Origin of the sequence: Microvirga brassicacearum, assembly GCF_008757455.1 — a bacterium.
In the GTDB taxonomy this organism is placed as follows: Bacteria; Pseudomonadota; Alphaproteobacteria; order Rhizobiales; family Beijerinckiaceae; genus Microvirga; species Microvirga brassicacearum.
In genome coordinates this window covers 73,533-89,403 of record NZ_VCMV01000004.1, presented here as the reverse complement: position 1 = coordinate 89,403, position 15,871 = coordinate 73,533, and the positions used below count along the sequence as shown (strand labels likewise).

Below are 15,871 nucleotides of genomic sequence, written 5' to 3'. Positions count from 1 at the left end.
GATCAGCGCTTCAATTTGGGATCGAGGGCGTCGCGCAAACCGTCGCCCAGGAGGTTGAAGGCCAGCACCGTTATGAGAATGGCGAGACCGGGGAAGGTCACCACCCACCAGGCCCGCAGCACGAACTCGCGCGCATCTGCCAGCATGGTGCCCCATTCGGGCGATGGCGGCTGCGCGCCGAGGCCGAGGAAGCCTAGGGCGGCAGCGTCGAGGATCGCGGTTGAAATGCCGAGCGAGGCCTGGACGATCAATGGAGCGGTGCAGTTGGGCAGCACCTCCTTGAACATCAGGCGGATCGGACCAGCGCCGCTCACACGGGCAGCTGTCACATAATCCTTCGAGGTCTCGGTGATCACCGCGGCGCGTGCCAGGCGCACATAATGCGGCAGGATGACGAGCGCGACGGCGAGCATCGAATTCATCAATCCGGGACCAAGGACGGCCACGATGACGATGGCGAGCAAAAGGCTCGGCAAGGTCAGGATGATATCCATCAGCCGCATGATGAAGATTTCGACGATCCCACGAACGAAGCCCGCCACGAGTCCAAGGACAGTGCCGATAATGATCGAGATCGACACCACGGCGATGCCGATCATCAGCGAGAGGCGCGAGCCGTAGATGAGGCGCGAGAGAATATCGCGCCCGATCGGGTCGGTTCCGAGCGGATAGGTGAGGGTTCCGCCCGTCTGCCAGAATGGCGGTTTCAGGGCGACGGTCGTATCCGTGAGATACGGCGAATGCGGCGCAATGACGTCGGCAAAAATCGCCACCAGCACCACCCCGACAATGACCATCAGGCCGGCGACGGCGCCATGGTTGGCGCTGAAATAACCCCAGAATTCGCGAAGCGGATGCGGCGGCGTGGCCGTTGGAACCGCAACGGCCGGAGTGTCGAGAGTTTCTGCGGTCATCGGTTATGCCTGATGCGCGGATTGATGAGGCCGTAAGTGAGATCGACGAGGAGGTTCACAGCCATCACGACGACGCCGAGAAGAAGCGCTCCTCCCTGCAAGACGGGATAATCGCGCCGGAAGATGGCGTCGATAAGCCATTTGCCCACGCCTGGCCACGAGAAGATCGTCTCGGTCAGGATTGCGCCGGTGAACAATACGCCGACCTGCAAGCCGATGACGGTGACGACCGGGATGAGCGCGTTGCGAAGTGCGTGAAGGGCGATGATCCGGAACTGCGACAATCCCTTTGCCTTCGCGGTGCGGATGTAGTCCTCCCCCAGCACCTCGAGCATGGCGGACCGTGTCATCCTGGCAATGACCGCGAGCGGTACGGTGCCAAGCACGATGGTCGGCAAGATCAGGTGGCGGACGGCCGACCAGAACGCGCCTTCCTCGTCGGACAATAGCGTGTCGATCAGCAGGAAGCCGGTTGTCGGCTCGATATAGTAGAGGACGTCGATGCGGCCGGATACCGGAGTGAGGTCAAACTGCACCGAGAAGAGCAAAATGAGGATCAGGCCCCACCAGAAGATCGGCATCGAATAGCCCGCGAGGGAAACGCCCATCACGCCGTGATCGAAGATCGAGTTTCGCTTGATCGCCGCCAGCATTCCGGCCGGCAGCCCGAGGGCGAGGGCGAAGATGATGGCGCAGAAAGCGAGCTCGATGGTGGCGGGAAACAGCGCCGTGAATTCCGTCAGGACCGATTCTTGCGTGATCATCGACTTGCCGAGATCGCCTTGCAGCACACGGGCCAGATAGATGCCGTACTGGACGATGATCGGCTTGTCGAAACCGAACTCGATGCGCAGCTGCTCCAGGCGCTGGGGGTCGATCCCGCGCTCGCCGGCCAGGGTCTCGATGGGGTCGCCCGGAACCAGTCGGATGAGGAAAAAGGCCAGCATTGTGATCCCGAGGAATGTCGGGATGACGAGGCTGACGCGTGTCAGGATGAATCGGAGCATCTTTTGAACTAAAAAAGGCGGAGCGGCGTGGAATCAGCCGCTCCGCCGAAGGTTGCGAACGAAGGCTTACTTACCCTTGATATCCACGCCGTAAAAGGTGTGGCGACCAAAAGGAGAAAGCTTGAAGTCGACGACTTCCTTGCGAACCGGCTTGAGCTGCACCGCGTGAGCCACGGTGAACCACGGAGCCTGTTCCTTGAAGATCACCTGAGCCTGCTCATAGAGCTTCGTGCGCTCCGCAATGTCGGTCGTGACCTTGGCTTTCAGAACCAGATCGTCGAACGGCTTGTAGCAGAACTTCGCAATGTTCGAGCCCGACGCCGACTGAGCCGAGGCGCAGCCGAGCAGGGTGTGCAGGAAGTTGTCCGGATCACCGTTGTCACCCGTCCAGCCGAGCTGAGCCATCTGATGCTCGCCCGCCTGAGCGCGCTTGCGATACTCGCCCCACTCGAAGCTCTTGATCTCGGCCTTCACGCCGATCTTGGCGAGGTCGGCCTGCATCAGTTCGGCGATACGGCGGGCATTCGGGTTGTAGGGACGCTGAACCGGCATCGCCCAAAGGTCGGTTTCAAGACCATTGGGATAGCCCGCTTCCGCAAGCAGTTTCTTGGCGGCTTCCGGGTTGTACGCATCTTCCTTCACGGCGTCGTTATAGGACCACATCGACGGCGGGATCGGGTTCTTGGCGGGGATGCCGCTGCCGAGGAACACGGCGTCGACGATCGCCTTCTTGTTCATCGCCATGTTGAAGGCCTTGCGGACGCGGACGTCGTCGAAGGGCTTCTTCGTGGTCTGATAGGCAAGATAGCCGATATTCAGGCCGGGCTGCTCCAGAATCTGGACGTTCGTGTCCTTCTTCATGGCTTCGAGATCGGCCGGGTTCGGATACGGCATCACATGGCATTCGCCCTTCTGGAGCTTCGCCCAGCGAACCGATGCGTCGGGCGTGATCGAGAAGACGAGATCGTCGATCTTGGCCTTGCCGCCCCAGTAATCAGGGAACGCCTTGTAGCGGATGATGGCGTCTTTCTGATATTGCACGAGCGAGAAGGGACCTGTTCCGATCGGCTCCTGGTCGATCTTCTCAGGCGTGCCGGCCTTCAGCATCGCGTCGGCGTATTCCTTGGACTGCACGCTGGCAAACATCATCGCCAGGTTGGCGAGGAACGGTGCTTCCGGCTGGTTGAGCGTGAAACGGACCGTGTAGTCATCCACTTTCTCGACCGATTTCAGCAGCTTGGGCATGCCCATGTCGCTGAAATACGAGTGGTTGGGGCTCGTGACCTTGAAGTACGGGTTGTCTTCCTTCCACTGCCGCTCGACCATGAACATCACGTCATCGGCATTCGCCGCGCGCGTGGGTGTGAAGTTCTTGTTCGAATGCCACTTGGCGTTCTTGCGAAGATAGAAGGTGTAGACGGTGCCGTCGGGCGACACCTCCCAGCGCTCGGCGAGGCTCGGGACGACCTTGGTACCGCCGCGCTCGAACTCGACGATGCGGTTGTAGATCTGTTCGCTGGCATCAAATGAGGTGCCGGTGGTGTTGACGCCGGGGTAGAAGTTCTCCGGGCTGCCCTCTGAGCAATAGACAAGGGTTTTGGCTGCGAGCGGTGCCGCGGCCAAAAAGGCCGGGACGCAAACAGCAGCAAGAAGAGCTGATTTCTTCATTCTGACAGTCCTCTGAGACGGCTCTGGATTATGGCCGTTCTGCGACAGAGTTAAGGTGCGAAGGTTCGTTCTTGTCAATCTGTCCCCATGGGGGACGGACCAAAACAGGAAAAACTATAGCATTTCATGGTTACGACGCGCAGCCCTTCGGTCCACCGCCCCATCACGTGATCGCGAGTGGGGCCATCGTAACTAGCTGGGCCATATGGCTATTTTTCGTCCTTGGTCTGAGACCCAAGGTTCCCCAACGGCAACTGAGGCCGCACCGTCGCGGCGCTTTGCCACTTGACCGGCCCGCCTAAGCCTCCGGCGAAGAAAGCCCCGTCACCGCCACCTCATTAACCTTTGCGGCAAGATCCTCCCGTCCGAAGGGTTTGTGCAGGAGCGGGAAGCCCTGCGCCATCTTGCCGGGATCCGCATATCCGGTGACGAGCAGGATGCCGATCCCCTCCCGGTGCTCCCGCGCTTTGACCGCGAGGTCGAACCCGGTCATCCCGGGCATCGCGAAGTCCGCCACCAACAGGTCGATTTGCCGATCCGTACGCAGGATATCAATCGCCGAGGCCCCATCAGGCGCCTCGATCACGCGGTGGCCCATTTCAACGAGATACGCGGATGTGACGGCTCGTACTTCGGCATCGTCGTCGACGAGGAGAATGCGAATCTTGGGGGCGCTCGGCGAGACAGCCCGTTCCTCGCGTTCTGCGGCGGCGTCGTTCGTCATCGTGCGTGCAAGGTACAATTCCACGACCGTACCCCTGCCCACGTTGCTCTCGATCGTGACCGTTCCGCCGGATTGTTGTGCCAGACCGTAGACCATCGGCAGTCCCAGTCCGGTGCCCTTGCCGACCTCCTTGGTGGTAAAGAAAGGTTCGATCACACGGCTGAGAATGTCGGGCGGGATGCCTGCGCCTTCGTCTCTCACCGCGATCACGACGTAATCGCCGCCAGGGAGATCCGCGATTTCGCCCTCGGCAACGCTCGCGTTGCGGGTCGACAGGAGGATCTGTCCGCCTTCAGCCATGGCGTCCCGGGCGTTGATGCAAAGATTCAGGATAGCGAGTTCGAGTTGATCGGGGTCAACCATGGCCGGCCACAAAGCATGCGACAGATTTTTCTCGATGCGCACGACGCCTCCGAGCGTACGCATCAAAAGATCGTTCATGTCATGGATGACTTCGTTCACGTCGACGGCGCGCAAGCTCAAGTCGCGCTGCCGGCTGAAGCTCAGGAGCCGTTGAGTGAGCGATGCGCCGCGCTCGGCCGCATAGGTGGCGTTCTGAAGAAGCCGATTGAGGCGCGGATCGTCAGGCGCGCGGCGAGAGGCGAGGTCGAGACTGCCGAGCACCGCCATCAGCAGATTGTTGAAATCATGCGCGATGCCGCCCGCAAGAGTCCCGAGAGCCTGCATCTTGTCTGCTTGGCGCAGACGCAATTCCATCAACTTGCGTTCGGTGACGTCGCGCTCGATGGTGGCGATCGTCGCCACAGTGCCGGTCTCGTCCAGAATGGGAATGCGATGAACGAGATACCATTGGGTCGCGCCGTCGGCCGTGGTGCGTTCTTCGAGCCGTTCGGCCGGTGCGCGAGCCGCAATGGCCGCTCGTTCTGCCTCGAGAATCGACGCAGCGCGCTCGGGGGTGACGAATTCACTTTCTCGGCGGCCAAGGCACAATGTGGGTGAGACATCGAAACTTTTGGCCTTGCTGGCATTCAGCCGCATAAATCGCCCGTCGAGATCCTTAAAAGAGATCTGGTCCGTCGTGCTTTCCATCAAGCCGCGCAGCAGAGCGCGCTCCATATCGAACTCGCGCGCCAGGACACGACGCTCATAGGCAGACCGCACCATGACGGCCAGCAGCGACGGATCCCATGGCTTGGGCATATAGGCCATGATGCGGCCCTTGTTGACCGCTCCGATGACCGCCTTGAGATCGGCGTAGCCGGTCAGGAGAATGGCTTCAGCGTCGCTGTGTTCGCGCGCCTGGGCCAGAAACTCGTCTCCCGACATCTCAGGCATCCGCTGATCCGAGAGGATCACGGCAATGTCCGGCTCGCTCGCGAGAATATCGAGAGCCTCCAGCGGCGAGGTTGTCGAAACGACGCGATACTCGTCCTCGAAGAGGTCCTTGATGGCAATCAAGATATCCGGTTCGTCATCGACGACGAGGATCGTGCCCTGTCTCTGGTTTTCCGGAATCATCGAGGTCATTGGTGGGTTTGCCTCGGGATTGTAATGGTGAAGCTTGTGCCACCTGACGGGCCCGAATCCACCGTGATTGTTCCCTTGTGAGCTTGGACAACGCTATAGGCTATGGCCAGTCCGAGTCCAGTTCCGGCGCCGACCGGTTTCGTGGTGAAAAACGGTTCGAAAATCCTTTCACGCAGATCCGGCGGGATGCCAGGCCCCGTATCGCTGATTCTGATCGTATAGGTTGTGTCGTCGCTCCAGGTTTCAATGTCGATGGCACCGGAGCCGGAAATCGCGTCAGCCGCATTGCCGATAATATTCATCACCACCTGATTCAGAAGCGCCGGCGAACAATATAGGTCCGGTACGGCGTCGAAACGTCGCCGCACATCGATGCGCGCACCGAGCCGGTGGCCGAGCAGCGCCAGCACCGTGTCAATCGATTCGCGCACATTCACCGTCTGGAAGTCGCCCTCGTCCAAACGAGAAAACCGCCTAAGGTTCAGGACAAGTTCCTGAATCCGACCGAGGCCGAGCTTCATCGCCGCAACACGCTCCCTGGATTTAGCGACAGGCTTCTCGATAGCGGCGCTTCCGGGCAGCTTCTTGGCCACGTCGGCCAGAAGCCGCTCAACCGTGCCCTGATGCGCAAGAATGAAAGCAAGCGGATTATTGATCTCGTGTGCGATGCCCGCGACCAGTTCGCCGAGAGATGCCATCTTGGCCGCCTGAACGAGTTTCGCCTGCGTGTCCTTCAGGCGCTGATTGCTTTCTTCGAGCTCATGGTTGGCTTTCTCGAGCGCACCGGCGAGAGCAGCACGGGCTTCGGCCGCGGCGGCTTCGGTGCGAGCGCGTTCCAATGCCAGATCCCGCTCCTGAAGTTCAGTCTCGATGCGCCAGTTCTCGTCCTGCAGAAGCTTTCGGCGCACGAGCGCACGGATGCGGACGCGCATCACATCAGCATCTGCGGCAGCCGGCACGATATCGTCGGCCCCGGCTGCGAAGGCGCGAGCCAGAATATCACCGCTGTCTTCGTTGCCGAGTCCCACGATGTAATAGGTGGCAACCTCGGTGCCGGGCACGGGGGCGACGCCGCGATAGACGTTGAGCCGGCGACAAAGCTCCACGCCGTCGGAGGCGGGACTCAGAATGTTCACCAGGACGCAGTCCAGATTCGCTCCCTGTACGCTGACGAGGTCCAGCGCCTCGTCGGGGCTTGCGACGCATGTCACCGAATACCCTTCCCGCGCCAGAATCTCCTCAAGATAGGTTCTCTGCGCGTTATCGCTGTCAACGACAAGGAGACGGGCTCGCCGGAAAGCACTGAAACTCGGTGCATTCCGGTGTTCCTCGACTGTCGCCGCGGGCGCCGCGCGTCGTCGCAACAGCGCCCGGATTCGCAGAATGATGAGGGCCTGCTCGGCGGATTTGGACACATATGCGTCGGCGCCGCTTTCGAGCCCCTGCCGTTCGACTCCACGCTCACGGGCCTCCGTGAGCATGATCACGGGGATCGCGCGTGTGCGGACGTTCAGCCGCATCTGCCGCGACAACTCGTCCCCGTTCATGCCGGGCAAATGAAAATCCGCGATGACGAGATCCGGAAGCTTCTCGTTCAGGCTGTCGAGCGCCGCTTCGGCAGTCGAGCGCCAGGTGACATGAAGTCCGTTGCTTTCCAGCACATGGCGAAGCTGCAACGCCTGCGTCTCGGAATCCTCGACCAGAAGAATGCGTGCACCTTGCGTGCCGGTTCCTGCGCTCATTGGCGAGCATCCTTCACGAGCCGGGCAATGCGCGGGGCGATCAGATCGAGCGGCAGACTGGCACGCACGCCGCCCATGCGGAGTGCAGCTGCGGGCATGCCATAGACAACTGCCGTACTCTCGTCCTCGGCGATGGTGTAGGCGCCGGCCTGACGCATCTCCACCAGCCCCGGGGCGCCGTCCTCTCCCATGCCGGTCAGGATGACGCCAAGTCCCTTGGACCCGAGCGCATCAGCCATCGATCGAAACAGCAGCGTCGCCGACGGTCTCTGACCGGCGAGCGGAGCAGTCGCGCTGATCCGCAGCGTGCCTGATGGCGACAACAGAAGGTGGCGATCTCCCGGGGCGACATAAACCCGTCCGGCGACAGGCGTTTCCTGATCGCGCGCGACGCCGACATTGAGCGGCATGATCCCGTCCAGCCACGATGCAAAGCCCTCCATGAAGGGCGCGCCGATATGCTGCACGAGCAGGATCGGGATGGGAAAATCGGCCGGCAAGCCGCTCAGTACCTTCGCAAGCGCGGGTGGACCACCGGTCGAGGCGGCGATGCCGAGGAGGCTCGGGGCTTGCGATCCGGTCGAATCATCGTGCCAAGCCGACGTCGTGCGTTGAGCCGGTGGACGCCAGGCGAATGAGCGCTGTCTGACAACCGGCACCTGGCTCATGATGTAAAGCTGGGTGCAGATCGTATCGGCGATACCATCGTACCCGGCGTTCGTCACGCCGACCGGCTTCTCGACGACCGTAAGCGCGCCGGCGCGGAGCGCGTTCATGGAGATTTTCAAAGCAGCATCTTCGATGCTGCCCGCAATCACGACAATCGGCGTCGGGTGCTCCGACATAATCCGGCGTGTGGCTTCAAGGCCGTCCATGCCCGGAAGGCGAATATCCATCGAGATGACATCGGGCTGGATACGGGGGATTTCCCGCAAGGCCTCCTCGGCAGAGCTGACGGCGGCGGCCAAGATTAGACGAGGGTCGCGGGTGATGATATGCGCGAGGAGCTGGCGGATGACGAGCGAATCCTCCACGATCATCACGCGCACAGGGGAGTGCAGCGCGGCTTTCATAGGAGTTGCCCGATCGTCGCCAGCAATTCGCGCTGGTCGAAGTTTTGCTTGGTGATGTAAGCGCTCGCACCGAGATCCAGCCCGCGGCGAATATCGCCGGGAGCAGCGCGCGACGTCATCAGGATCACGGGGGTCGTGGCCAAGCGCGCGTCGGCTTTGACAGCCTGGAGAAGTCCAAATCCGTCCATTCGCGGCATTTCCACATCCGCAATCACAACATCGACGATCGTCTCTCCGGCGCGGAGGACATTGAGTGCATCGATTCCGTCAACGCTCAGCAGGACGCGGTAGCCTTGGGCTTCCAGAATGCTTTTTTCGAGCGTTCGTGTGGTGATTGAATCGTCCACGACCAAGATCGTCGTCGTGTGCTTCTGCGCGTCGTCGGACCATTCGGCAAGCCCAAGCCCGCTCGCCGCGAGGTAGCTCTCGTGACGGATCCAATGCTCGACCAGTCGCTCTGGGCTGAGCACGAGCGCGGGAAGCTCACCCTCGAGCATCACGGTTCCTGACGCAATCTCGCTGACCCCGACAACATCGATATCGCTGACCAGCATCGTCCGCACATCATCGAAGGCGTTCACCGCAAACGCGCAGTAACGGGCGCCATGACTGACCAGCACGGCTTTAATATTCTTATTCTCGATGGGAATTTGCGCATTCGGCGATCCTGTGAGAGCGGCCAGAGCGACTACCGGAACAACAACGTCGCGGCCCCCGATCTCGATCCGTGCGGCAGGACGTCCCTCCACGCTCTCCAGTGATTCGGATCTCAGGCGAAGGAGGCGTTCGATGCCGTAAGTGGGAAACCCAAAGGTCCGCCCCTCCGCCTCCGCGAGCAGCAGAGGCTGCCGGGCGGCTGCGAACGGCACGCTCAGCAGCGCCTCGGTACCCCAGGGAAAGCGTGGCCGCAGCAGAACGGAGCCATGCAGCTTGCGCGCGGCTTCGGCAACGACCGAGAGACCCATGCCCCGTCCGGACAGGCGGTCCACCGCGGCGGCGGTGGAAAAGCCGGGCGTGAAAACCAGGGACAGAAGCTGGTCCATCCTGGGCATGCGTCCGCCAGCCGGACGTTTGGGCAATAAGCCGCGTTCGACAGCCACATTCTCGATGCGCAACAGGTCGGGTCCGCGACCATCGTCGCGGACGGACACCGCAAGTCGTCCGCCGCGGGAGGCGAGCTCCAGCGTGATCTCGCCGCGTTCGGGTTTTCCCTTCGCAGCCCGCTCGGCAATCGGCTCGAGGCCGTGGCTGACCGCATTCCGCAGCAGGTGCATAACCGGGTCCTTCAGAGCCTGGAGGACCTGCCGATCGACCTGAATGTCGAGGCCGATGGTGCGGACATGGACATCACGTTCTTCCTCGCGGGCGATGTCCCGGACCATCGGTCCGAAGTTTCCGAATACCGTTTCGGCAGAGACGAGGGAGACCCGGTCGATATCGTCGCGGACGCGTCGGGCGGCCTGTTCCACCGTCCAGGCAGACTTTTTCCGGGTCCGCGCGAGGGTCGAAAGTGTACGAAACAGGCCTCTGAGATCCTGATCGAACGCGCGGAGGCGAGACGTGAAAGCACCGGTGCTTCGCGATCCTGAATCCGCGAATTGCGAGCCCGCGCCCATAATTTTCATCTGCGGCTGCAGCAGGTCCCAGCTTCGTCGCAATCCACGGACGTCGAGTTCGACCTGCTGCAGATCCTCGGAGATCGCATCGTCCGCCTGAATTTCCGCCAGCAACTGGTGCATGGAACTCGACAATTGCTCCATCTGGTCGGCCGCCACGCGCAGGTAGGACCCGACGCCTTGTTCGGGCATGCCGGGAGGCTCCGGTCTCGGCGGGGGCGGCGATCCTTGTTTCTCCAATGGAGCAATCGATGTGGGCGGCGTCGGCTGCCCGAGCAAGTCATTGAGTGCCTGAAGTGCGGGTCCCGACGACGCTGAGCCCGACGGGGCGTCGATTTCGGCCGTCAGATCCTCGATAGCGTCGAGGCTCAGGCGGACGGCCGCAATGGTGCGCGGGTCGAGGTCCCGCTTGTCGTCGATCAGTTGAGAGAACAGCGCCTCCAACTGATGGGCGATCTCCTCGACAGCGGGGAGTTCGACCGCGCGTGCTGCACCTTTGAGCGAATGCGCCCGGCGAAACACGTCTGTCAGATCAACGTCACCCGTTTCCGCAGCATCAAGCGCGCCGCGAATTGCGTGCAAGTGCTCCCGATGTTCAACATCGAACGCTGCGAGCAATTGTTTGCGGATGTCCTTCACGATGAACGGCGCTCCCAACGCGTCTCAGCTCACAAGCGATAGCGCTCGACGAGGCTGAGGAGTTGCTGCGACAGGCCCGACAGATTGGCGGCCGCCGTTTCAAGCTGGCGTGTTCCCGCCGCCGTCTGCTGGCTTGCCTGCCGGATGTTCTGAAGCGCACCCGTCACCTGCTCGATGCCAAGTTGCTGCTGATTGGTGGATGCAACAATCTGCTGGAAGGTCTGCACGCTTTCCTGAACGCGGCTCGAGATTTCGGTGATGGTTGCCTGGGTCGTATCCGTGCGCTCCTTGCCGGCCGTCACGCGTTTGACCGCTTCCTCGGTCAACATGACGGAGGAATTGATACCGCGCTGGATGTCGCCGAGGATTGAGCGCACCTGCGACGTTGCGTCCTTCGCCTGATCGGCCAGCACCTTCATCTCGGAAGCCACGACCGCAAAGCTGCGGCCATTCTCACCGGCGGCCGCGGCTTCGATCGCTGCATTGAGCGCCAGAAGATGGGTTCGCTCGGAGATATCGTTGACGGTTGAGATGATTTCCCCGACCGCCTGGGTCTTTTCGCTGAGGGCGACAATGTTCTCGGCCACCGCTTCGCCTTGTTCGCGAATGGCATCCATCGCGCGCGCCGTTTCTTCCACCGCCTGAAGACCCGCCATGCTGGTCTGCGCCGTCGCTTGCGCCGATGCGATGACCTCCTGCGCGCGTTTTCCGATCTGAGTCCCTGAATGTGTGATTTCGTCGACGGTCGCGGCAGTTTCCTGGACCGCGGCAAGTTGTTCTTCGACGCTGGCTGCCTGCTCCTGTGTCGAAGCGCGGATTTCAGCCGCGGCGGCGTTGAGGTTTTCGGTCGCCTCGCGACTCTGTTTCGCTAATTGCCGAAGCCCGTCCACCATGCCGTTGAGGGTACCACCCAGCCGCCCCAGCTCGTCTACTCCGGCGGATGCCGCCTGGCCTGAAAGATCACCCCGGCCAACACGTTCCACAAATTCCATGAAGGCGTCGAGCGGCTTGGCGATGGAAGCGCGCAGCATGTAGGTGATAAGGATGCTCAGAAGTCCCACCACCGCAAGCGCGAGAATGATCGATGTGCGGCTCCGCTCGTACACGTCGTTGACGCGGCGCTGCCCGATCGAGATGGCCTCGCTCAGCACCTTGTTGATCTCTTCGAGAGATTTGTTCCACGATTCGCGGCTGGCTCTCAGGGCGTTTTCCGTGGACAAAATGGTCGGAAGATCGTTGGCCTCGATCGCGCTGAACTGCCGCTCGGAGGCAACGCGGAGCTGCCGCAATTGTCCACTCGCGGCATTCAGGATCTCGGCGGTCCGGCGCCATGCCTCCGCCCGTTGGCTCGTCACCGACGCCGACAGATAATTGTTTGTTGTGGTGACGGCTTGCGCCAACGCCGTTTCGGTTGTGGCCGCCCGCCGCCCCCAATCGGCGATCAATTCCTCGGGCGACGCCTGCTGCTGGCCGAGGGAACGGAGGAGGGAGCGGGTGAGCGCTTCCTCGCGCGCGCCGCGCATGTCGTTCTGGCTGCGCGCCAACGCATCGAGTTGACGCTGCAGTGCCAAGTCCCGTGTGACGATCGTCTCAGTTGTCCGGGTCACCTCGTCAAGCTGGTTGATCGTGTAGGCGCCAAGTCCGATCATCAACGCAACGATGAACGCGAAGCCGAGGAGGATGCGATTCGCTATCGAGATTGTCACCTTAAACTCCGGAAACGGGGGACGGGGGCAGGAACGGGCGGATCAGGCGCTCGACGTCCAGGAGCGACAGAACGCGCCCTCTGTCCGAAGCCCCGGATTCTGCTTCTGCGTAGCCGATGACGGCTTCGCTGCGAAAAGTCTGGCCGTCTTCTGCCGCCAACGGTATTGCGGGCGTCACGCTGTGGGCGCGCTCTACGCGCAAAGCGACGCGGAGGTGTTCCCGTCGAAGGAGGACCAGATGGTGGAAGACGGCGTCGGACGACGCAGTGGACGTTCCGAGGGCGGCGCCAAGATCGATCACGCTTACGAGATGGCCTCTGCGGCCGAAAAAACCCACGAGGGCGGGCGGACCTTCGGGGACGGGAACACAGGTTTGCACCGGTAGCACTTCGGCGATTTCGTCGAGCGCAATTCCGTATCTCTCCCCGCCGGTGCTACAGACGAGAACCGGCCTCGCTGCGACCTCGGGCGCTGCGTTGACCAGACGTCTTGCCGCCAGATGCCGCGTCCGCTCCTCCAGGATCAAACGGGCGTTTTCCTCGACCGAGTAAGCGCCCTCCAGAGTGATTTCTCGTAATTTGCGCCTCAGAGACTTCGCCATCGTCAGGGCTTGCCACGGTTGCGCGGGCCGGCTGGCAGGTGGGCCCGCGTGAGCGACCTGAATTCTTTGCCGGTGAGCCCGTCCGCCTCGGCGAGAGGACAATCCGGCGGCAAGGTGGCGGCGATACGCGCGGCGTTTGCGATCGAACGCTGTCCGCGTCGAGATTGCCCGTTGGCGATCAGGTGCAGGCCAAGATGGTAATGCGCCATGACAAAGTTCTTATCGAGATAGATGCTGTCGCGGAAGGCCTTCTCGGCCTCCGAAGGACGTTTCATCGCTTGTGCGACGAGGCCGAGATAATAATGGAGGACCGGATCGACCGCGCGCTCGCGCAAGCCAAGCTTGCACGCGGCATCGGCCCTTGCCAGCTCTCCCGCGTCGGCGAGCCGCCGGACCTCGGTCACGAGCGTTTCCGTGCCGCCGCCGGTCGCCGGCGGAGGCGGGATGGGTACCGGCTGCCGCGATCTTGGTGGTGTGGGCTTTTGCGGCTTGATCGCTGACGGCGGCCGGACAGGAGCTAAGACGTCTGCCCATGCCGGCTTCACATCGCCTTCCGGTTGCCATATGGGGCTGCCCGGTAAACGCCGGTAGGCCGTGGTACCCGGTAGGTTGAGTGCCTGCATCATCGTTGCGAAGCCGGGGTTCGGTTCAGCATGGCCGAGAAGCATCCATCCAGCCTCCACGAGCGTGTCGCGCAAGGCCTCGACAATGCGGTTGACGATATCGGGATGGAAATAGATCAGCACATTCCGGCAGAGGATCAGGTCGAACTCGGTGAACTGAAGGGGAGATGTCCGGTCGAGCAGGCTCAGAAGATTGTGGCGCTCGAACCGGACAAGCGAGCGGAATTCGGGCCGAAGCTGCCATTGGTCGTATTCAGTTGCGGGGAGGAAGTAATCCGCCTTCTGCTCAAGTGTCAGCGACCGCAAAGCCCATCGCCCGAAGCGTGCGCGGCGGGCGACGTCGAGAAAGTTCTCGTTGATGTCGGTGCCGACAATGCTGACGCGCCAGTCCTTGAGCTCCTCCCCGAGAAGCTCGGTCACGAGAATTGCGACCGAATAGGGTTCAGCACCCGTCGAGCAGCCCGCGCTCCAAATCCGCAAGCGTTTCTCAGTTGCTTTGCGCTCGATCAGTTCCGGCAGGATGACATCGCGCAGCGCCGCGAACTGCTCCACATAGCGGAAGAAAAACGTCTCGCCGATCGTGATCTCGGCTTCCAGACGCGCCCACTCCGCGGGGCCGAGGGAGGGGTCGTCTAATCTTTCAAGGTAGGCGGAACAATCCTGGTTGCCTGTCGCGCGGATCCGCTTTCCGATCCGCTCCCAGAGTAGATCGTCCTTGTCGGCATAATAGAAATGGCCTGTCCGCTCGACAATGAGACTCTTGAGCTTCGGAAAAGCCCGGTCGAACGCAAAGCCTGGGGCGAGTTCGGCTGCCATCAAGTCGCGACCGCCCACTCGCTCAACCGCACCTGCGCCTGTCGCTCGAGAGCTGCGATCGTCTGTCGTTCTTCGGCAAAAAGAATCTTTTCGAGAGACAGGAGGTGGACAAGCTGTCCCGCCACATCAATTTCGGCCTCGACGCAGCCATTGTGAGCCCCGGCCTCGCCTACCGGGGAAAGGTGGCGGTCATCCACATGCGTCAGGTCAACAACCCGATCGACGAGAAATGCCATCATCCGCTCGGTCCCTGACCGCTGCACCAGCATCATGTGCGAGTAAAGGTCGTCTTCCGTAGGTTTGCTTTCGTCCAAACCGAACAGGATATCCAGGCGGACCACCGCGATGGGACTTCCACCAAGGTTGAAGAAGCCGGCGAGAGGACGCGGCAGTGAGGGTGGCCGCCACAGGCGCGGAAGCGGCAAGATTTCCCGGATGGCACCTTGCCGGATGGCGCAACGGGTTCCGCGTACATCGAACAGAAGGATCTGCAGGCTCGCCATCGTACTCAATTATCGGTCTTGACGGGAACGAGGTCTACGCTGCCGCCTTCCTGGGAAGCCTCTTATATTGGGCAGAGCACAACCACCGGCAACCGATCGAACCCAGAAAGCTCGACGATTGGAGTTCATCGGATTGTTTCAGAGTTTGGCAAAAAACAGCAACAATATTGCCGATGTGATTTCGTGCACCGGAATCAGGGGCCGGAACCAGGGGCTTGCATGGCTTCCGGCGTGCGTTCGACCGGGTCCGGCATCCGGCGCGCGCTTCCCATCGGGTTCGGCAGGTAGCCCAGGAAACCGACGATGCGCCAGCGGCCAGCCGCATGACGGCAGAAATATTGCGTTTGCCAACGCAAGGTGATGCTGTCGCCGTCACTCAGCCGAATGGCGCCGTCAAATTTTTTTCGCGCAAGGGCGAAATTCCCCATGATGTCGATGTCGCGTAGGTGAGTGAGCGCAAAGATCGCTCGACGCAAATCCGCATCGGGAATTCGGCCCTCCAGGTCACGGGCGCCGCTGAGCCAAGCCTCGCGATAGCGCCCGATATCCGTGTAGGTGACGCGCCAGCTGTCGGGATTGTCGGAAAAGCCTGCATCGATGCCGAAGAAGTTATCGGGTGCGAAATCCCTGAAATGCGCATCCCAGTCGCGCGCCACATAGGCGTTGATGTCGCGGCGGACCAGCATTTCCCAGATCGCATGGCGTGCCTCGTCAGTTGCGGGGAAAGGGTTTACGTCCGACATGCAGGCAC

At 61.6% G+C, this 15,871-nt stretch carries 12 protein-coding genes; all 12 read right to left on the bottom strand.

The window, feature by feature from the left end:
- Positions 1-2 precede the first annotated feature (2 nt).
- Complete coding sequence (locus FEZ63_RS04355; RefSeq protein WP_150942411.1) at positions 3-914, bottom strand: ABC transporter permease subunit; 912 nt, start codon at positions 912-914, stop codon at positions 3-5.
- Entirely contained in the window at positions 911-1,921 is a 1,011-nt protein-coding gene (locus FEZ63_RS04350) for an ABC transporter permease subunit (protein WP_150942410.1), read from the bottom strand. The genes FEZ63_RS04355 and FEZ63_RS04350 overlap by 4 nt, the downstream gene beginning before the upstream one ends.
- Positions 1,922-1,987: 66 nt before the next feature.
- On the bottom strand, positions 1,988-3,589 hold the full coding sequence (locus FEZ63_RS04345; RefSeq protein ID WP_150942409.1) for an ABC transporter substrate-binding protein: 1,602 nt from the start codon (positions 3,587-3,589) through the stop codon (positions 1,988-1,990).
- Between the two features lie 298 nt (positions 3,590-3,887).
- A complete protein-coding gene (locus FEZ63_RS04340; RefSeq protein WP_244622635.1) occupies positions 3,888-5,801 on the bottom strand; it encodes a response regulator in 1,914 nt (637 codons plus the stop codon).
- Positions 5,798-7,543: a response regulator gene (locus FEZ63_RS04335; protein ID WP_150942408.1), complete on the bottom strand. Its 1,746-nt coding sequence runs from the start codon at positions 7,541-7,543 to the stop codon at positions 5,798-5,800. The genes FEZ63_RS04340 and FEZ63_RS04335 overlap by 4 nt, the downstream gene beginning before the upstream one ends.
- Positions 7,540-8,616, bottom strand: coding sequence for a chemotaxis-specific protein-glutamate methyltransferase CheB (cheB, locus tag FEZ63_RS04330; RefSeq protein WP_244622634.1), 1,077 nt, complete (start codon positions 8,614-8,616; stop codon positions 7,540-7,542). The genes FEZ63_RS04335 and cheB overlap by 4 nt, the downstream gene beginning before the upstream one ends.
- Positions 8,613-10,889: a hybrid sensor histidine kinase/response regulator gene (locus FEZ63_RS04325; protein ID WP_244622633.1), complete on the bottom strand. Its 2,277-nt coding sequence runs from the start codon at positions 10,887-10,889 to the stop codon at positions 8,613-8,615. The genes cheB and FEZ63_RS04325 overlap by 4 nt, the downstream gene beginning before the upstream one ends.
- Positions 10,890-10,900: 11 nt before the next feature.
- Entirely contained in the window at positions 10,901-12,577 is a 1,677-nt protein-coding gene (locus FEZ63_RS04320; RefSeq protein ID WP_201274079.1) for a methyl-accepting chemotaxis protein, read from the bottom strand.
- Position 12,578: 1 nt separating this feature from the next.
- Positions 12,579-13,178 (bottom strand): chemotaxis protein CheW, encoded by a 600-nt coding sequence (locus FEZ63_RS04315; RefSeq protein WP_150942407.1) that lies wholly within the window; start codon positions 13,176-13,178, stop codon positions 12,579-12,581.
- A 2-nt stretch (positions 13,179-13,180) separates the two neighbouring features.
- A complete protein-coding gene (locus FEZ63_RS04310) occupies positions 13,181-14,617 on the bottom strand; it encodes a CheR family methyltransferase (protein WP_150942406.1) in 1,437 nt (478 codons plus the stop codon).
- Complete coding sequence (locus tag FEZ63_RS04305) at positions 14,617-15,120, bottom strand: chemotaxis protein CheW (RefSeq protein WP_150942450.1); 504 nt, start codon at positions 15,118-15,120, stop codon at positions 14,617-14,619. The genes FEZ63_RS04310 and FEZ63_RS04305 overlap by 1 nt, the downstream gene beginning before the upstream one ends.
- A gap of 194 nt (positions 15,121-15,314) precedes the next feature.
- Entirely contained in the window at positions 15,315-15,863 is a 549-nt protein-coding gene (locus FEZ63_RS04300; protein ID WP_244622632.1) for a hypothetical protein, read from the bottom strand.
- Between the last annotated feature and the right edge of the window lie 8 nt (positions 15,864-15,871).